The following is a 17,917-nucleotide window of genomic DNA, read 5'->3' on the forward strand; positions in this document are numbered from 1 at the left end:
CCCGCACCGGGGTGTGGTGCTGGTGGTGCTTACTGCGTGGACGGCCCGTTGAAGATCGAGAAGACCAACTTGCCGAACCCGAGGTCCAGCACCGACACCAGCGCGCACATCACGACGACGAACACCAGGACCACGAAGAAGTACGTGACCAGCTGCTCGCGCGTCGGCCAGACGACCTTGCGCAGCTCAGCCAGGACCTGGCGGTAGAAGGTGACCGGTCCCGTACGCGGCCGGGCCGGAGCCTGGTCCTGCACGGCGTCGTTGTCCGACACTTACCTCTCACCTTCTGCTGAGTGCGATGCGTCTTGCAGGGCATGAGGGACTCGAACCCCCAACCCCCGGTTTTGGAGACCGGTGCTCTGCCAATTGAGCTAATGCCCTCCGATGCTGCCCGACTCCTCCAAACCCCTCGAAGGGCATGGCGAAGTTTTGGTGGGAAACACCAAACCGGAACCTTACGGGGTCGGCCGATCCGATGTCGAACCGGGGCCGTCTCCACACACCTCACGCCCTCACTACCCGCGGGTACGCGGACACGGGGTCGAGGAGTCACGACGCCCGTGGAAACATGTGCCACGTGACCGCTCAGACCCCCCTTGCTGACCGCACCCCCGACGAGCTCGCCGCCTTCCTCGCCGAGCAGAAGGCGGCGTACGACGCGCTGCAGGCCCGTGGCCTGAAGCTCGACCTCACGCGGGGCAAGCCGGCCCCCGAGCAGCTGGACCTCTCCAACGCGCTGCTCACGCTGCCGACGTCGTTCACGGACGCGGACGGCGTCGACGTCCGCAACTACGGCGGCCTCGAGGGCATCCGCGCGATCCGCGAGATGTTCGCGGAGCTGCTCTGGGTGGAGCCCGAGCAGATCGTCGCCGGCGGCAACGCGTCGCTGGTGATGATGCGCGAGGTCCTCACGGACCTGTGGCTCCACGGCGCCGTGGACGGCGTGAAGCCGTGGGGCAAGGAGGAGAAGGTCACCTTCATCTGCCCGGTGCCCGGCTACGACCGCCACTTCACGCTCCTCGACTGGTTCGGCATCGACACCGTCACGGTGGCGATGAACGCCGACGGTCCCGACATGGACGAGGTGGAGCGCCTGGCCGCCTCCGACCCGAGCATCAAGGGCATCTGGATCGTCCCCACCTACGCGAACCCGACCGGCTCGGTGGTCACGCAGGAGGTCGCCGCGCGCCTGGCCTCGATGGAGACCGCGGCCCCCGACTTCAAGATCCTGTGGGACAACGCCTACGCGCTGCACCACCTCACCCAGGACGAGGCCAAGACCGCCGACATCCTCGGCCTCTGCTCGGCTGCCGGCCACCCGCACCGCCCGATCCAGTTCGCGTCGACCTCGAAGATCACCTTCGCGGGCGCCGGCGTCGCGTTCCTCGCGGCCTCCGTCGAGAACGTGACGTGGTACACGAAGCACCTCGGCGCCGGCGCGATCGGCCCCGACAAGGTCAACCAGCTGCGCCACGTGGAGTTCTTCGGGTCCGCGCAGGGCGTGCGCGACCACATGGCCAAGCACCGCGACATCCTCGCGCCGAAGTTCGCCGCGGTCCTCGAGGTCCTCGAGCAGCGCCTGGGCGGCCTCGACGTCGCCACGTGGACCGACCCGACCGGCGGCTACTTCGTCTCGCTCGACGTCGTCGACGGCACCGCCTCCCGCGTCGTCCAGCTCGCCAAGGACGCCGGCATCGCGCTGACGCCCGCGGGTGCGTCGTTCCCGGGCGGCAACGACCCGCGCGATCGCAACATCCGCCTGGCACCGTCGTTCCCGTCGCTCGAGGCGGTGCGCGACACGATGGAGGCCGTCGCCACCTGCGTGCTGCTGGCCGCCGCGGAGAAGCTGAGCTGACCTGAGGGACGCCGGGTCGGGCTCGCTCGATCTGGATCGCCGAGACGGGCCTCGTGCCGCAGCTGTCGGGTAACAGCTTCGGCACGGGGCCCGTTTCGCTGCGGCACGAGGCCCGTGCCGGCGCTAGGTTCTCGTCATGGCACGGCCGCTCGACGTACTCCCGAAGGCGCACCTGCACCTGCACTTCTCCGGGTCGATGCGGCACGCGACGCTCCTCGAGCTCGCGGAGCGCGACGGGATCCAGCTCCCCGATGCCCTCGTCGAGGAGTGGCCGCCCCGGCTCTCGGCCGCCGACGAGAAGGGCTGGTTCCGCTTCCAGCGCCTGTACGACGTCGCACGGTCCGTGCTCCGCTCGGAGGACGACATCCGGCGCCTCGTGCGCGAGGCTGCCGAGGACGACGTGCGCGAGGGCGGCCGATGGCTGGAGATCCAGGTCGACCCCTCGGGCTACGCGGCACGGTTCGGCGGGATCACGGAGTTCACCGACCTGGTGCTCGACGCCGTCGCCTCCGCCTCCCGCGAGACCGGCCTCGGCATCGCCGTGGTGATCGCGGCCAACCGGACCCGCCACCCCCTCGACGCCCGCACGCTGGCCCGCCTGGCAGCGCAGTACGCCGGGCGCGGAGTGGTCGGCTTCGGCCTCTCCAACGACGAGCGGCGCGGCACCACCTCCGAGTTCGCCCACGCCTTCGCCATCGCCGACCGGGCCGGGCTGCTGCTCGCTCCGCACGGCGGCGAGCTGCGCGGCGCGGACAACATCCGGGCCTGCCTCGACGACCTGGGCGCACACCGCCTCGGCCACGGCGTGCGGTCCGTCGAGGACCCGGCCCTGCTGGAGCGGATCGCGGAGGCGGGGGTCACCCTGGAGGTCTGCCCGGTCTCCAACGTGGCGCTGGGGGTCTACTCCGACCTCAGCTCGGTGCCGCTCCCCCAGCTGCTCGCCGGCGGCGCACAGGTCGCCCTGGGAGCGGACGACCCGCTCCTCTTCGGCTCACGCCTGGAGGGCCAGTACGCGACGATGCGCGCCGCCCACGAGCTCAGCGACGAGACGCTGGCCGAGCTGGCGCGGATGTCCTTCCGCGGGTCACGGGCTCCATCGGACGTGGTCGAGGCGGCGATGCAGGACATCGACGCCTGGCTCGCTGGCTGACGCGCGTCAGAGCTCCAGCTCGTCGGCCAGCGCGCGCAGCGCCTTGGCGACCGGGCGGGCCGCCTTCGGGTCGGGACGACGGCCGTGGCGGTAGCCCTCGCCGATGCCGTCGAGCAGCACGATCAGGTCCTCGATGATGGTCGCCATCTCGTCGGGCTTCTTGCGCTGCGCGTCGCGCTGGTTGCGCGAGACAGACGACGGGGCGTCGAGCACGCGGACCTGGAGCGCCTGGTCGCCGCGACGACCCTGGGCGATGCCGAACTCGACGCGGGTGCCGTTCTTGAGCGACTTCACGCCCTCGGGCAGTGCCTCGGCGTGCACGTAGACGTCGGGCCCGCCATCGTGCGACAGGAAGCCGAAGCCCTTCTCGGCGTCGTACCACTTCACCTTGCCAACGGGCACTGCTCTGACCTCTTCCGTGTGCTGCTGCGCGACCTGACGCCGAACGCGACGCCCACAGGGTAGTCGGGCGGTGCTCAGCCGGGCGAGCCGGTTTGCCGCCCCAGGTGCTCCTCGAGCCAGGCGGGGAACGCCGTCAGGTCCGGGAGCACGACGTGCGTGCCGGCCTCCTCGAGCTCCTCGCGGGTGCATCCGCCGGTGAGCACCGAGACGCTCGTGATGCCGGCAGCGAGCGCGCCCTCCACGTCGTGGACGTGGTCGCCGACGTAGATCGTGGCGCCCTCGCGGCGGAGCACGTCGGCCTTGCCGACGCCCCACACCGCCCCTTCGAGGTGGTCGATGTCGAACCCGACGTGGTCGACGTGGAGCTGGGCGTTGGGAGTGAACTTGCCGGTCACGACGACCACGCGCCCGCCATGGCGGCGTACCGCCTCGATGGCGTCGTGCGCCCCGCCGAGCGCCGGCACGGGCACGATCGCGTGGTCCGGGTAGAGCGCACGGAACCGCTCCACCGCCGGCATGATCGCCTCCTCGGCCAGGTGCGGCCGCAGGGTGTGGTCGAGCGGCGGACCGAGCTTCGAGGTCAGGTCGTCGACCGGGAGCTCGATGCCGAGCTCCTCGCCGAGCGCCACGAGCGTCCGCGCGAAGCCGGGGACGGTGTCGATCAGCGTCATGTCGAGGTCGAAGCCGACCACGAGTCGGGGGCGGTCGCGCGGGTCAGGCATCACGTGTCGTGAAGGCCGCGAAGGCAGCGGCGGTGAGCAGGGCGGCGAAGCCTCCGAACACGACCAGACCACCGACCAGGCTCAGTGGGTCACCGAAGACGCTCAGGTCCTGCTGACGGCCGAACGTGCCGTCGGGCAGCGCACCGAAGGTCTGCATGATCCTGCCGCCGGCGTTGAACGGCAGGAAGCGCATCACGTGCACGTAGTCCTTGTTGCCGGTGAAGGCGCTCACCATGACCCCGAACGCCTTGAAGAGCGTCTCGATGCCCATGGGCCACAGGAAGAGCATCACCAGGGCGAAGGTCTGGTGACGGACCAGGACGGTGAGCGACATGGCCACCCAGGTGACCAGGACGCTGTAGACGACATGCCGCACGACGGTGCTGAGGATGTCACCGGCGTCGTACTGCACGTCGAGGCCCGTGAAGAACACACCCGCCACGAGGAGCGACAGCAGGCAGCTGGTCACCACCAGCACACTCACCCAGAGGGCGACGACGGCGTACTTGGCGGTGAAGACGGCCCAGCGCTTCGGGACGGCGGTGAGGGTCGCGCGGATCATCCCGTGGCGGTACTCGTGGCCCCACCCGAGGATGCCGACGATCGCTGCGACGAAGGCGACCAGGTAGAACATCGGGTCCACGACCGAGAACTGGGTCATCGCGGCCTCGACGTAGAAGCGCGCCATGTCGCCGTCGAGCGTGCTCCCGTTGATCTGGTCGGCGTGGACGTTGACCCGGACGACGAGCGCAGCGATCGCGGTGAACCCGACGCCGACGGCGAGCACCCCGAAGGTCAGCCACCAGGTCGACCGGAGCGTGCGGAGGCGGGTCCACTCGTAGCGGAGTGCGGCGGTCATCGGGTGCCCTCCTGCGAGGCGGTCGGCGCGTGGGCGGTGTACTCGGCAGCGTTGCCGGTCATCTCGAGGAAGGCCTCCTCGAGGGTCGCGTGGTGCGTGGAGAGCTCGTGCACACGGATCCGGTTCTCGAAGGCGAGGTCGCCCACGGCGACCGCATCCAGCCCCGTCACGGCGAGCTCCGCGTCTCCGGTGCGCTGCACCGTGCCGACGCCGGCGAGCTCCGCACCGATGAGGGAGGCGAGCTCACCCGCCTGCGGGGTGCGCACCACGACGTGGTTGCGGACGCTCAGCCTGGTGAAGTCCCCGACCGGGCCGTTGGCGATCATCCGGCCCTTGCCGATGACCACGAGCTCGTCGGCCATCAGGGCCATCTCGGAGAGCAGGTGGCTGGAGACGAAGACCGAGCGTCCCTCTCCCGCGAGCGCCTTGAGCAGCTCACGCAGCCAGTGGATGCCCTGCGGGTCGAGGCCGTTGGCCGGCTCGTCGAGGATCAGCGTGTGCGGGTTGCCGAGGAGGGCCGCGGCCAGGCCCAGACGCTGGCCCATGCCCAGCGAGAACGTGCTCGGCTTCTTGCCGGCCACGTCGGAGAGGCCGACCAGGCCGAGCACCTCGTCGACGCGCTGCGCCGGGATCCGGTTGCTCGCGGCGAGCATCAGCAGGTGGTTGCGGGCCGTCCGGGTCGGGTGGAAGGGCTTCGCCTCGAGCAGCGCGCCGACCTCGCGCATCGGCTCCGCGTAGGCCGTGAAGGGCTTGCCGTCGAAGGTGCACGTGCCCGACCCGTTGTCGAGACCGAGCATCAGGCGCATCGTGGTGGACTTGCCGGCTCCGTTGGGGCCGAGGAAGCCGGTGACGGTGCCGGGCCGGACGTCGAAGGACAGCCCGGAGACGGCCGCCTTCCCGGCGTACGACTTGGCCAGGTTCCTGGCCTCGATCATGGCCACCAGCGGGCCCCCTTTCGCCAAAGGTTCCGGCCGCGCTGGCGACCGGTGGTCTCGGAGCAGTGTGGCGTGCGTTCCCAAGCAGGCGCTGAGAAACGCCGGGGCCGAGTAGTTTTGGGTCCAAATGACTGCCGCTCCCGCCCCGCGCTCGCTCGCCGACCAGCTGCGGCTGTGGTCCGAGGAGCGCCTCGCGCACCTCCTGCGGCTACGTCCCGACCTCGCGACGCCCCCGCCGCAGGACTCCACCCAGCTCGCCTCACGGGCGGCGACGCGTGCCTCCGCGCTCCGGGCGCTGGACCGGCTGACGCTGGCCGACCTCGCGGTGCTGCACGACCTCGTCGGGCGTGGCGCGACGCCGCGGGCCGACCTCGAGGGAGCTTCCGCCTCCGTGGCACGCCTCGAGGAGCTGGCCCTCGTCTGGGAGGGCTCCGACGGACTGCGTGCGGTGACGGTCGTCGCCGAGCTGCTCGCCCGGGCGACCGCGCCCACCGGCGCGGTGCCCGAGCCCGAGCTGGTCACCTCTGACCAGTCGCCCACGCTCGTGGCCCGCACGGCGGCCGGCGCGGCGTTCGACGTCGTACGACGGATCGAGGTGCTGCTCGACCACTGGGGCACGCATCCGCCGGGGGTCCTGCGCACGGGCGGCCTGGGGGTGCGCGACCTCAAGACCGCCGCCCTCCTCCTCCACGTCGACGAGCGCGAGGCGGCCCTGCTCGTCGACGTGGCAGCGTCGGCGTCCCTGCTCGCTCCCGGCTCCGTCGGCGAGACGGAGTGCTGGCTCCCCACCGACGCGTACGACGCGTGGTGCCGGCTCGAGGCGGCCGAGCGCTGGCAGCGGGTCGCCCGCGCGTGGCTGACCTCGGCACGGACGCCGGCGAAGGTCGGGGGCAAGGACGCCTCGGGCAAGGCCGTCAACGCCCTCGCGCCCGCGCTCGTCGACCCGCACCAGGTGGACACCCGCACCGTCGCGCTCCACCAGCTCGCGGAGCTCGGGCCGGCGACCGGGCTGGCGACCGGCACCGGCCTGCCCTCGCTGGTCGCGCGCGTCCGCTGGCTGCGCCCCCGCCGGCCTGCCGACCAGGCGAGCCTGGTCGCCGCCGCCGTCGAGGAGGCGACCGTGCTGGGGCTCGTCGGGATGGGCGTGCTGTCCCCCGCAGGCCGGGCCCTCCTCGCGGGCGACGACGCTGCTCCGGTGCTCGCTCCCCTGCTGCCGGAGCCGCTGGACCACGTGCTCGTGCAGGGCGACCTGACCGCCATCGCCCCCGGGCCGCTGCTGCCTGCCCTCGCCGCACGCCTCCAGCAGGTCGCCGACATCGAGTCGCGGGGCGGCGCGACGGTCTACCGGTTCGGGGCGGGGTCGATCCGCCGAGGGCTCGACGCGGGCTGGTCCGCGGCCGAGATCCACACGTTCCTCGCCTCGGTGTCGCGCACCCCGGTGCCCCAGCCGCTCACCTACCTCGTCGACGACACGGCCCGCACCTACGGCACCGTCCGGGTCGGCTACGCGGAGGCGTTCCTGCGCTCCGACGACGAGGCCGCGCTCGCCCACCTCGTCGCCGACCCGAAGGCCGCCTCGCTCGGCCTGCGGCTCCTCGCCCCGACGGTGGTCATCAGCACCGCGCCCATCGACGTCCTGCTCTCCCGGCTGCGCGAGCTCGGCCTGGCCCCCGTGGTCGAGGCATCCGATGGCAGCGTGCACGTCGCGCGGCCCGATGCGCTCCGGGCCCGTACCCCGAAGGCGGCCCCGTCCGGCCGCGACGCGGCCCGCGAGGCGGCGCAGGTGACCGCGGCGGTGGCAGCCGTCCGTGCGGGCGACCGGGTCGCCAGCTCGCGCGGGCGCGACGTCATCGCCAACACCCCTGCCGGGGCGCTGGCGGCCCTCCGCGCCGCGATCGAGGGCCGCACCAGCGTCGTCATCGAGTACCTCGACAACCACGGCACACGCTCCGAGCGGATCGTCGACCCGCGGCGGGTCGAGGGCGGCCAGCTGACGGCGTACGACCACCGGAGCGAGGACGAGCGCTCCTTCGCCGTCCACCGGATCGGCTCGGTGCGGCCCACCGACTGAGGTCGTCCGCCTGAGGCCTAGCCATAGCTAGGGCTCAGGCGGACGACCGTAGACTCGCGCGGTGAACGACGGCCCCCTCATCGTCCAGTCGGACAAGACCCTCCTGCTCGAGGTCGACCACCCGAAGGCCGCCGAGGCGCGGCGCGCGATCGCGCCGTTCGCGGAGCTCGAGCGCTCACCCGAGCACATCCACACCTACCGGCTGACCAACCTCGGCCTGTGGAACGCACGCGCCGCCGGTCACGACGCCGAGCAGGTGATCGACGCCCTGCTGGCGCACAGCCGCTACGCCGTGCCCCACGCGCTGCTGGTCGACGTCGCCGAGACCATGGCCCGCTACGGTCGCCTGGCCCTGGAGAAGCACGACGAGCACGGGCTGGTGCTCACCTCCACGGACCGCCCCGTGCTCGAGGAGGTGCTGCGCAGCAAGAAGGTCGCCGGCATGCTCGGTGCGCGGGTCTCCGACGACATGGTCGTCGTCCACGGCTCCGAGCGCGGCAACCTCAAGCAGGCGCTGCTCAAGCTCGGCTGGCCGGCCGAGGACTTCGCCGGGTACGTCGACGGTGAGGCGCACCCGATCGAGCTCGACCAGGACGGATGGGAGCTGCGTCCCTACCAGTCCGAGGCGGCGGAGTCGTTCTGGCACGGCGGCTCGGGCGTCGTCGTGCTGCCCTGCGGTGCCGGCAAGACGCTGGTCGGCGCCGCTGCGATGGCCCACGCGAAGGCCACCACGCTGATCCTCGTCACCAACACCGTCAGCGCACGGCAGTGGAAGGACGAGCTCGTGAAGCGCACGAGCCTGACCGAGGACGAGATCGGCGAGTACTCCGGCTCGGTCAAGGAGATCCGGCCCGTCACCATCGCGACGTACCAGGTGCTGACCCTGCGCCGGAAGGGCGCCTACCCCCACCTCGAGCTGCTCGACGCCCGCGACTGGGGCCTGATCGTCTACGACGAGGTGCACCTGCTCCCGGCGCCGATCTTCCGGATGACGGCCGACCTGCAGGCGCGCCGCCGCATCGGCCTCACCGCGACGCTCGTGCGCGAGGACGGGCGCGAGGGCGACGTCTTCTCGCTCATCGGGCCCAAGCGCTACGACGCCCCGTGGAAGGACATCGAGGCGCAGGGCTACATCGCGCCGGCTGACTGCGTCGAGGTACGCGTCACGCTGCCGCAGGGCGAACGCATCGCCTACGCGACGGCGGAGCCTGAGGAGCGCTACCGGCTCGCCGCGTGCACGCACCACAAGATCGACGTCGTCCGCCAGCTCGTCCGGCAGCACCAGGGACAGCCGACGCTGGTGATCGCGCAGTACCTCGACCAGATCGAGGAGCTCTCCCGTGCGCTCGGGAGCGCCGACGAACCCGCACCGACGATCACCGGCGAGACGACCGTGAAGGAGCGGCAGCGCCTCTTCGACGGGTTCCGTGCCGGTGAGATCGGGCTGCTCGTCGTCAGCAAGGTCGCGAACTTCTCGATCGACCTGCCGTCGGCCGAGGTCGCGATCCAGGTGTCGGGCTCCTACGGGTCGCGTCAGGAGGAGGCCCAGCGCCTCGGCCGCCTGCTGCGACCCGGCCGGGACGGCAAGGTCGCGCACTTCTACACGATCGTCAGCCGCGACACGGTCGACGCCGACTTCGCCCAGAACCGTCAGCGCTTCCTCGCCGAGCAGGGCTACGCCTACCGGATCGTCGACGCGGACGACCTCTGACGAGGTCCCCGGCCAGGCGGATTCGGGGGACGACACCACCGCAGCGCGGCTAGCCTCCGGCTGTGAAGCCCGCGTTCCGGCGTACCGCCGCCCTCGTCTGTGCCGCCGCACTGCTGCCGGTGGCGGGGTGCTCCCTCCCGCACGGCGCCCAGGCCGACCCGGGGCCGACGTTCCCGAAGGCATGGGACCCGAAGGTCCTTCCGTACGTCCACCTCGCCTCGAAGCTCCGCGACCTCGACTTCGAGCACCCGGTCGAGGTCGACTTCCAGACGCCCAAGGAGTTCGAGAAGGGGCTGAAGAGCGACAAGGGCGACCTCACCAAGGAGGACCTCGCGGACCTCCAGCACTGGACCGGGATGCTGCGTGCGCTGGGCCTGGTCCACGGCGACGTCGACCTCTTCGACGAGCAGGAGAAGCTGACGGCGGGCGGCACGCTGGCCTACTACTCCTTCGACGACCAGCTGATCCGGGTGCGCGGCACCCGGATCACCCCGGCGGTGAAGTCGACGCTGGTGCACGAGCTCGTGCACGTCCTCCAGGACCAGAACTTCGACGCCGGCGCTCACAGCCGCAAGCTGGAGAAGGCCGACGACAGCTCGGGCCTGGCCTATGACGCTCTCGTCGAGGGCGACGCCTCCCGCATCCAGACGAAGTACGCCGCGCAGCTCTCGCCGAAGGCACGTCGCGCGCTCCGGCGCGACCAGGCCCGCCAGAGCCACGGCGCCAGCGACTCGGTCGAGGGCGTGCCGGAGGTGCTGCGCACGATGATGGGCGCGCCGTACTCCCTCGGCGAGGCCCTCCTCGACGTCGCCACGCTCGACGGCGACGACGAGGTCGACAAGCTCTTCCGGAAGCCGCCGACCACCGAGGAGAACCTCGTCGACCCGTTCACCCTGACCTGGGACGGCCAGAAGGCGGTCCACGTCGCCAAGCCGAAGCTCCCCTCCGGCGCCAAGGAGTTCGACAGCAACACCTTCGAGTCGACCGGATGGCTCTTCACCCTCGCTGCACGCCTGCCGGTGCGCCGGGCACTGACGGCGACGGACGGCTGGGGCGGGGACCGGTACGTCGCGTACACGAACGCGAAGGGCACGACCTGCGTCGACATCAGCTACGTCGGCGACACCGCGCGCGACGCCGATGAGCTGGCCAGCACGCTCACCGCGTGGATCCGCAGGGGACCGAAGGGCGTCGCCTCCGTGACGCGCCAGGGCGACAAGGGGCTGCTGTTCTCCTCGTGTGATCCGGGCACCGCCGCGAAGGGCAGCGGCGAGCACTCGGACGAGGCGCTGAACATCGCCCTCTACCGCACCTACCTGACGCGCAGCCTGATCGAGGACCACTGGACCCACGACCGCGCCCGCTGCTTCGGCACCGCACTGGTCGAGAACTTCACCCGGGCCCAGATCGAGGAGCACAGCGTGGCGCCCGAGGTCGTCGCGAAGGTGCGGCGGCTGGCCCAGGGCTGCGCCGGCTGAGGCAGGCGGCTACGGGCCGCGCCCGGTCAGCGCTCGGTGTACTGGATGTGCGGGGAGTGCAGCGCGGCGACGTACACGCTGCGGGAGACGGCGATCGGCCGGTTGCGGTGGAGTGCCCGCCGGCTGACGTGGAGCACCGGGTCGCCCGGCTCCACGCCGAGCAGCGCGGCGTCGTCCTCCGTCGCGAGGGCGGCGGTGAAGACGTCCTCGGCCCAGGTCGGCCGGAGCGCCCGACGGTCCAGCACGGCGTACAGGCTCGGCGGCATGGCGGGCTGGAGGAAGCCGGGCAGCATGACCTCGTTGAGGTAGGTGTCCTCGACGCAGACGGCACTGCCGTCGGCACGGCGGATGCGACGCCAGTGGATCACCGGGTCGCCCGCGGTGAGACCGAGCGCCCGCGCGATGCCGGCGTTGGCCTTCTCCACCCGTGCCATGAGGGTGATCGAGTCGGTGTCGACGCCTCGACGGCGCATGTCCTCGGTGAAGCCCTGGATGCCGGTCGCCGGCAGGACGGGCTCCGCGACGAACGTGCCCCGGCCCGGACTGCGCTCCAGCAGGCCCTCGGCGACGAGGGCGTCGACGGCCTGGCGCACGGTCATGCGGGCGACGCCGAACTGCTGGACGAGCTCACGCTCCGACGGCACCGCCATGCCCGGATCGGCGTCGGCGAGCAAGGCACGCAGGTGGTCCCGCACCTGCACGTACTTCAACTTCGGCGTCTCCACGCGCTGCTCCCCCACCGTCGAAACCACGGCTCGATTCTGGATGAAATAGCAACCACTTGCGTTTGCCTTCGTCCCAAATGGCCCGTTTGGACTAGACGAAGCCCCGGGCCATCGAATCTCTGTTCGACAAACTGCTAGCCTGTCGCCATGAGCGTCGAGTTCCAGGGCGACCTCTTCGACCTCGCACCCGAGGCGTCGCTCGCCCGGCTGCGCGGATCGGTGGAGCGCACCATCCTCGGCGACGGCGCGTGGGTGGACGTGCGCCGGTCGTGGGTGCGTGGCGCCTCGGAGGTGTTCCGGTCGCTCGTGCGCGACGTCCCGTGGCGCGCCGAGCAGCGCGAGATGTACGACCGCGTCGTCGACGTCCCCCGCCTCGTCCACACCTACGCCGGCGACGACCGGCTGCCGCACCGGCTGCTGACGAGCGCGCGCCAGGCCCTGACCAACCACTACCTCCCCGAGCTGGGCGAGCCGTTCGTGACGGCCGGCTGCTGCTACTACCGTGACGGCCGCGACTCGGTGGCCTGGCACGGCGACCGCATCGGCCGCGGCGCCAGCGAGGACACCATGGTGGCGATCCTGTCGTTCGGGGATCCGCGCCGACTGCTGCTCCGCCCGGAGTCCGGCGGGGCGTCGATCGCCTTCACCATGGGACACGGCGACCTCCTCGTCATGGGCGGCTCGTGCCAGCGCACGTGGCAGCACGCCGTGCCCAAGGTGGCGGCCGCAGGCCCGCGCATCTCGGTGCAGTTCCGCCCGTCCGGCGTCAGCTGAGGCGGACAACGGCACCGAAAGGCGAAGGGCCCGGGAAGACACCCGGGCCCTTCTTCCCGCTTTCAGGGTGGAAGCCCCGTTCAGCGGAATACGACGATCCTCCCACGCCCCGCGCCGGAACCGAAATGCACGAAGGGCCCCGGCCGGAGCCGGGACCCTTCGGTCGCTCAGTGAGGCGATGGTCAGAAGTCCATGCCGCCCATGTCGCCACCAGCCGGCGCGGCGCCAGCCTTCTCCGGCTTGTCGGCGACGACAGCCTCGGTGGTGAGGAAGAGCGCCGCGATGGAGGCGGCGTTCTGCAGGGCCGAGCGGGTGACCTTGGCCGGGTCGATGATGCCGGCGGCCAGCAGGTCGACGTACTCGCCCGTGGCGGCGTTGAGGCCCTGGCCGGCGGGAAGGTTCGCGACCTTCTCCGCCACGACGCCACCCTCGAGGCCGGCGTTGATCGCGATCTGCTTGAGCGGGGCCGAGATGCCGACCTTGACGATGTTGGCACCGGTGGCCTCGTCGCCCTCGAGCTCCAGCTTCTCGAACGCGGTCGCGCCAGCCTGGACGAGCGCGACACCACCGCCGGGGAGGATGCCCTCCTCGACAGCAGCCTTGGCGTTGCGGACGGCGTCCTCGATGCGGTGCTTGCGCTCCTTGAGCTCGACCTCCGTGGCCGCGCCGACCTTGATGACGGCCACGCCGCCGGCCAGCTTGGCGAGGCGCTCCTGGAGCTTCTCGCGGTCGTAGTCGGAGTCCGACTTCTCGATCTCGGCGCGGATCTGGTTGACCCGACCCTCGATCTGCGCAGCGTCGCCGGCACCCTCGACGATGGTGGTCTCGTCCTTGGTGATGACGACCTTGCGGGCCTGGCCGAGCAGCTCGAGACCGGTCGACTCGAGCTTGAGGCCGACCTCCTCGGAGATGACCTGGCCGCCGGTCAGGATCGCGATGTCCTGGAGCATGGCCTTGCGGCGGTCACCGAAGCCCGGAGCCTTGACGGCGACGGACTTGAAGGTGCCGCGGATCTTGTTGACGACCAGGGTCGACAGCGCCTCGCCGTCCACGTCCTCGGCGAGGATGAGGAGCGGCTTGCCCGACTGCATGACCTTCTCGAGGATCGGCAGCAGGTCCTTGACGTTGGAGATCTTCTGGTTGGCGATGAGGACGTACGGGTCCTCGAGGACCGTCTCCATGCGCTCCGGGTCGGTCACGAAGTACGCCGAGATGTAGCCCTTGTCGAAGCGCATGCCCTCGGTGAGCTCCAGGTCGATGCCGAACGTGTTCGACTCCTCGACCGTGATGACGCCCTCCTTGCCGACCTTGTCCATCGCCTCGGCGATGGCGTCACCGACGGTGGCGTCGCCACCGGCGGAGATGGTCGCGGTCGCGGCGATCTCCTCGCGCGACTCGACCTCCTTGGCCTGCGCGAGCAGCTGCTCGGAGATGGCGGCGACGGCCGCCTCGATGCCGCGCTTGAGACCCATCGGGTTCGCACCGGCAGCAACGTTGCGGAGGCCCTCGCGGACCAGCGCCTGGGCGAGGACGGTGGCCGTCGTCGTGCCGTCACCGGCGACGTCGTCGGTCTTCTTCGCGACCTCCTTGACGAGCTCGGCACCGATCTTCTCGTACGGGTCCTCGAGCTCGATCTCCTTGGCGATCGAGACACCGTCGTTGGTGATCGTGGGGGCGCCCCACTTCTTCTCCAGGACGACGTTGCGGCCCTTGGGACCGAGGGTGACCTTGACCGCGTCGGCGAGGGTGTTCATACCCCGCTCGAGGCCGCGGCGGGCCTCCTCGTTGAAAGCAATCAGCTTCGCCATGACTCTGCGATTCCTTCGCCATGAGTTGGTGTGTGGGGACCTGGGCGGGCTGCCCGCGACGGACGATCCTCGAGACCCGCCGGACCCTTCCCGACGGACTCGCTGACCTCAGCTGGCGCCCGGTCTGCGTTGTCACTCTCCTGAGGAGAGTGCCAGCGTCATGTCTAGCACTCGACCCAAGCGAGTGCAAAGCCCCTGGACGCTGCTGACAGGCCGTCAGCCGCGGCTTAGGCTGCTCCTGGTCGGCTCGGCGGCTGCCTCACGACACCGTCCCGCAGCCCTGGAGCCCGCCATGACCGCCCGCCGTACGCCGTTCCGCGTCCTCGTCGCCACCGCTTCCGGCGCCCTCGGCTTCCTGCCGCTGGCGCTCACCAGCCCGGCCCACGCCGCCACCCTGTCGTGCAGCGCCAGCTCCGGCACGCTGACCGTCAACGCGGCGAACTACGCCTACGACCAGCGGTTCTCCGTCGAGGGCCCCTCGCACCACCTGTGGATCCACGACGGCTCGGGGGCGGTCAACGGCGACGAGTGCTCCGTCGACGTGCGGACGGTCAACACCATCGACGTGCAGTCGGACGCCTACGCGGACGACTGGGTCGTCGACCTCGGCTCCGACTGGACCGGCCTCGACGGGACGGACGCCCTGCTCAAGCTGCCCGTGAGCCAGTACGACACGGTGAAGCTCGACGGCACCTCGGCCGGCAGCCCGGTGAAGGTCGACTTCGTCGGCACCGGCACCCCCCTGCAGTTCACGACGGACAACGACCAGACGCCGGACATCCAGTTCGACAACCAGTGGGGCGCACTCCGCGCGGTCAAGGGAGGCAGCAGCACCGACACGATCGACCTGTCCGGCCTGCCGTTCCAGACCGCCACCATCAGCGTCCTCGGCAACGACGGCAGCGACGTGATCACCGGCTCCGACGGCTCCGACACCATCAGCGGCGGAGCCGGGAGCGACCAGCTCAGCGGCGGACCCGGCTCCGACACCGTGGATGGCAACGACGGCGATGACCAGCTCTACGGCGGAGGCGGCTGGGACGTGATCCACGACGGTGACGGCTCCGACGTCCTCGACGGCGACTGGGCCGACGGCGAGGACGGTTACGGCGACCAGATCGACGCCGTCTGGGACTTCGGCTACCCCGACCAGATCGGCGATGCGACGGCCAGCTACGACGAGGTGGTCTTCTACACGGAGGGGGCGCCGGTCACCGCCACCCTCGACGGCGTCCAGAACGACGGCGCTTTCGGCGAGGACAACCTCCTGGGAGCCGACTCGATCCAGACCTTCGCCGGGGACGACGTGATCGGCGGCGACGACTTCCACGCGATCGACACCGGAGCCGGCAACGACACCCTGACCCTGGGCCCGGCCTTCCACGGCATGCTCGACTGGCAGGCCGGCGACGGCACGGACACCCTCGACGCCTCGGCGTTCAACGGCTCCCTCCACGGCGCGTTCTACCCCGGCGGCTCGATGCTCATGACCGAGGGCGCAGCGCCCGGCAACATCGACGGCGGTGGCTGGGAGACCGTCAAGGGCGGCCTCCTCGGTGACGACCTCACCGTCGGATGCGCCTGCACGATGATCCCCGGGCAGGGCAACGACACGATCCGCTTCAGCGGCAGCATCAGCGGCGGCACGTACGTCGCCGGCCCGGCCGGGGACGGCGCGGACACGGTGACCGTCGACGACGGCATCTCGGGTGTGAAGGCCGACTACTCGATCCGGTCCGCAGCCGTCTCCCTCACCATCGACGGTGAGGCCAACGACGGTGCGACCGGCGAGGGCGACGACCTCGACTTCGGCATCACCGCGCTGGTCGGCGGCACCGGCAACGACACGCTCGCCGGCTCGACGTCCGCCGACACCCTCGACGGCTTCGCCGGCGACGACCGCCTGCTCGGCCGAGGTGGCAACGACCGGCTGATCGGCGACGTCGGCATCGACACCCTCGACGGTGGCTCGGGCAACGACGTCCTCCTGGGCCAGGACGGTGCCGACAAGCTGTACGGCCGCGACGGCGACGACGTGCTGCGCGGCGATGACAAGTACGGCACTGCAGGCAATGACACCCTCGACGGCGGGGCCGGCGACGACGACCTGTTCGGCTACGGCGGCAACGACACCTTCACCGAGGGGGCGGCAGCCAACGGGTCCGACCTCATCGCGGGCGGCGCCGGCGTCGACACGGCGTCGTACGCCGCGCGGACCGCCACCGTGACGCTGTCGCTCAACGGCGTGTACGACGACGGCGCCGCGGGCGAGGGAGACCGGATCGGCACCGACGTGGAGAACCTCACCGGAGGCAAGGGAGGCGACACCCTCACCGGCAACGATGCCGTGAACACGCTGACCGGCGGCGCCGGCAAGGACAAGCTCTACGGCAAGGGCGGCAACGACACCTTCCAGACGGTCGACAGCACCGCCGACACGCTCGACGGCGGGACCGGCACCGACCGTGCCCACCGCGACTCGATCGACACGACGACCTCGGTGGAGCAGCGCTTCTAGACCATCAGCGCACCAGCGGCACGTGGTGCCCGAACGGCACCTCCACCTCTCCCCCGAAGGCAGCCACGACGCTCGGCAGCATCGCCTTCGCCGTACGCCGATAGCCCAGCGAGGAGGGATGGAAGCGGTCGACGCTGAACATCTCGTCGGGGTTGGTGACGAAGAAGGGGCCGGCCACCTGGGCGAGGTCGACGACCCGCGCGCCCAGTGCCAGCGCCGCCTCGCGCTGTGCCGACGCCAGCTGGCGCGACGCGATCGACCCCAGCGTGCGCAGCGGCTGGGGCACGGCGCGCAGCATGCCGAGGTCGGGGCACGTGCCGACGACCACCTCGGCCCCGAGTCCCTGGAGCGTGCGGATCGCGTCCTCCAGGTGGGCGACGCTCGCGGCGGTGGCGTGGCGGTGCGTGATGTCGTTGCCGCCGACGACGATCACCGCGACGTCCGGCCGGCATCCCTCTGGGAGCCGGCCGATCTGCTCCATGAGCTCGCTGCTGTGGTTGCCGACGCGCGCCACGGTGGTCAGTCGGACCGACCGCTTGATCCGCTTGGCGGCGCCCTTGGCCAGGCGCGCGCCGAGGGTCTCGGAGGGAAGGTCGGCCCCGAGGCCGGCGGCCAGCGAGTCGCCGAGCATCACCAGGTCGACAGCGTCCCCGAAGCGCTTGCGGTAGACCTTGTCGGCCTTCGGCGCCTTCTCACCCAGGGGCTTGCCGATGACACCGCGGGCGATGTCCGCCTGCCGGTGGAGCAGCTCCCGCCCGCCGTAGGTCAGGCCCCCGACGGCGGCACCCACCGCTCCGATGACCACGCCTGCCCCGATCCAGCCCTCGCGCCTCATGCGGCCAGTTGTGCCACAGGCGCGTGAACCGGAGCCCAACCCGCCATGGACGCGAACGGAAGGGTCCTGCGCGA

Annotated in this window: 15 protein-coding genes and 1 tRNA gene; 7 read left to right on the forward strand and 9 right to left on the reverse strand. The window is 71.2% G+C overall.

The annotated features are described in order from the left end of the window. Positions 1 to 29: 29 nt before the first annotated feature. Positions 30 to 272, reverse strand: coding sequence for a preprotein translocase subunit SecE (gene secE, locus Q5722_RS05095; protein WP_305027129.1), 243 nt, complete (start codon positions 270 to 272; stop codon positions 30 to 32). 36 nt (positions 273 to 308) lie between these two features. Continuing rightward, positions 309 to 381, reverse strand: a tRNA-Trp gene (locus Q5722_RS05100). 196 nt (positions 382 to 577) lie between these two features. On the opposite strand from Q5722_RS05100, the gene Q5722_RS05105 reads away from it, so the two are divergent. Both Q5722_RS05105 and Q5722_RS05110 read left to right on the forward strand, forming a co-directional pair. Beyond that, positions 578 to 1,855 (forward strand): aspartate aminotransferase type Ic, encoded by a 1,278-nt coding sequence (locus tag Q5722_RS05105; RefSeq protein ID WP_305027130.1) that lies wholly within the window; start codon positions 578 to 580, stop codon positions 1,853 to 1,855. 136 nt (positions 1,856 to 1,991) lie between these two features. Further along, on the forward strand, positions 1,992 to 3,005 hold the full coding sequence (locus tag Q5722_RS05110; protein ID WP_305027131.1) for an adenosine deaminase: 1,014 nt from the start codon (positions 1,992 to 1,994) through the stop codon (positions 3,003 to 3,005). A 6-nt stretch (positions 3,006 to 3,011) separates the two neighbouring features. Here the strand turns inward: Q5722_RS05110 and Q5722_RS05115 are convergent, their stop codons facing one another. From Q5722_RS05115 to Q5722_RS05130, 4 genes are all read right to left on the reverse strand, one after another. Beyond that, positions 3,012 to 3,407 (reverse strand): cold-shock protein, encoded by a 396-nt coding sequence (locus Q5722_RS05115; protein WP_305027132.1) that lies wholly within the window; start codon positions 3,405 to 3,407, stop codon positions 3,012 to 3,014. A 74-nt stretch (positions 3,408 to 3,481) separates the two neighbouring features. Beyond that, positions 3,482 to 4,129 carry an HAD family hydrolase gene (locus Q5722_RS05120; protein WP_305027133.1) on the reverse strand — a complete coding sequence of 216 codons (648 nt, stop codon included), beginning with the start codon at positions 4,127 to 4,129 and terminating at the stop codon, positions 3,482 to 3,484. Further along, the gene (locus tag Q5722_RS05125; protein WP_305027134.1) at positions 4,122 to 4,988 is read right to left on the reverse strand and encodes a DUF2705 family protein; all 867 of its coding nucleotides are present in this window, start codon (positions 4,986 to 4,988) and stop codon (positions 4,122 to 4,124) included. Before Q5722_RS05125 ends, Q5722_RS05120 begins: the two co-directional genes overlap by 8 nt. Beyond that, the gene (locus Q5722_RS05130; RefSeq protein WP_305028336.1) at positions 4,985 to 5,923 is read right to left on the reverse strand and encodes an ATP-binding cassette domain-containing protein; all 939 of its coding nucleotides are present in this window, start codon (positions 5,921 to 5,923) and stop codon (positions 4,985 to 4,987) included. The genes Q5722_RS05125 and Q5722_RS05130 overlap by 4 nt, the downstream gene beginning before the upstream one ends. 127 nt (positions 5,924 to 6,050) lie before the next feature. On the opposite strand from Q5722_RS05130, the gene Q5722_RS05135 reads away from it, so the two are divergent. From Q5722_RS05135 to Q5722_RS05145, 3 genes are all read left to right on the forward strand, one after another. Next, a complete protein-coding gene (locus Q5722_RS05135) occupies positions 6,051 to 7,994 on the forward strand; it encodes a helicase-associated domain-containing protein (protein WP_305027135.1) in 1,944 nt (647 codons plus the stop codon). A 61-nt stretch (positions 7,995 to 8,055) separates the two neighbouring features. Further along, entirely contained in the window at positions 8,056 to 9,705 is a 1,650-nt protein-coding gene (locus Q5722_RS05140; RefSeq protein WP_305027136.1) for a DNA repair helicase XPB, read from the forward strand. Positions 9,706 to 9,767: 62 nt separating this feature from the next. Then, positions 9,768 to 11,183: a hypothetical protein gene (locus tag Q5722_RS05145; protein ID WP_305027137.1), complete on the forward strand. Its 1,416-nt coding sequence runs from the start codon at positions 9,768 to 9,770 to the stop codon at positions 11,181 to 11,183. A 26-nt stretch (positions 11,184 to 11,209) separates the two neighbouring features. On the opposite strand, the gene Q5722_RS05150 is transcribed toward Q5722_RS05145, so the two are convergent. Next, positions 11,210 to 11,935, reverse strand: coding sequence for a GntR family transcriptional regulator (locus Q5722_RS05150; protein ID WP_305027138.1), 726 nt, complete (start codon positions 11,933 to 11,935; stop codon positions 11,210 to 11,212). 120 nt (positions 11,936 to 12,055) lie between these two features. On the opposite strand from Q5722_RS05150, the gene Q5722_RS05155 reads away from it, so the two are divergent. Further along, on the forward strand, positions 12,056 to 12,682 hold the full coding sequence (locus tag Q5722_RS05155) for an alpha-ketoglutarate-dependent dioxygenase AlkB (protein ID WP_305027139.1): 627 nt from the start codon (positions 12,056 to 12,058) through the stop codon (positions 12,680 to 12,682). 182 nt (positions 12,683 to 12,864) lie between these two features. Here the strand turns inward: Q5722_RS05155 and groL are convergent, their stop codons facing one another. After that, positions 12,865 to 14,490 carry a chaperonin GroEL gene (gene groL, locus Q5722_RS05160; protein ID WP_305027140.1) on the reverse strand — a complete coding sequence of 542 codons (1,626 nt, stop codon included), beginning with the start codon at positions 14,488 to 14,490 and terminating at the stop codon, positions 12,865 to 12,867. A gap of 292 nt (positions 14,491 to 14,782) precedes the next feature. On the opposite strand from groL, the gene Q5722_RS05165 reads away from it, so the two are divergent. Continuing rightward, positions 14,783 to 17,008 (forward strand): calcium-binding protein, encoded by a 2,226-nt coding sequence (locus Q5722_RS05165; RefSeq protein WP_305027141.1) that lies wholly within the window; start codon positions 14,783 to 14,785, stop codon positions 17,006 to 17,008. A gap of 4 nt (positions 17,009 to 17,012) precedes the next feature. On the opposite strand, the gene Q5722_RS05170 is transcribed toward Q5722_RS05165, so the two are convergent. Further along, positions 17,013 to 17,843 (reverse strand): SGNH/GDSL hydrolase family protein, encoded by an 831-nt coding sequence (locus Q5722_RS05170; protein ID WP_305027142.1) that lies wholly within the window; start codon positions 17,841 to 17,843, stop codon positions 17,013 to 17,015. Between the last annotated feature and the right edge of the window lie 74 nt (positions 17,844 to 17,917).

Source organism: Nocardioides jiangxiensis, assembly GCF_030580915.1.
GTDB classification, from domain to species: Bacteria; Actinomycetota; Actinomycetes; order Propionibacteriales; family Nocardioidaceae; genus Nocardioides; species Nocardioides jiangxiensis.

Coding starts and splice junctions, on each gene's coding strand:
- Q5722_RS05110 (WP_305027131.1), top strand. CDS start 1,992: ATGGCACGGCCGCTCGACGTACTCCCGAAGGCGCACCTGCACCTGCAC.
- Q5722_RS05120 (WP_305027133.1), bottom strand. CDS start 4,129: ATGCCTGACCCGCGCGACCGCCCCCGACTCGTGGTCGGCTTCGACCTC.
- Q5722_RS05125 (WP_305027134.1), bottom strand. CDS start 4,988: ATGACCGCCGCACTCCGCTACGAGTGGACCCGCCTCCGCACGCTCCGG.
- Q5722_RS05130 (WP_305028336.1), bottom strand. CDS start 5,923: ATGATCGAGGCCAGGAACCTGGCCAAGTCGTACGCCGGGAAGGCGGCC.
- Q5722_RS05135 (WP_305027135.1), top strand. CDS start 6,051: ATGACTGCCGCTCCCGCCCCGCGCTCGCTCGCCGACCAGCTGCGGCTG.
- Q5722_RS05155 (WP_305027139.1), top strand. CDS start 12,056: ATGAGCGTCGAGTTCCAGGGCGACCTCTTCGACCTCGCACCCGAGGCG.
- groL (WP_305027140.1), bottom strand. CDS start 14,490: ATGGCGAAGCTGATTGCTTTCAACGAGGAGGCCCGCCGCGGCCTCGAG.
- Q5722_RS05165 (WP_305027141.1), top strand. CDS start 14,783: ATGACCGCCCGCCGTACGCCGTTCCGCGTCCTCGTCGCCACCGCTTCC.
- Q5722_RS05170 (WP_305027142.1), bottom strand. CDS start 17,843: ATGAGGCGCGAGGGCTGGATCGGGGCAGGCGTGGTCATCGGAGCGGTG.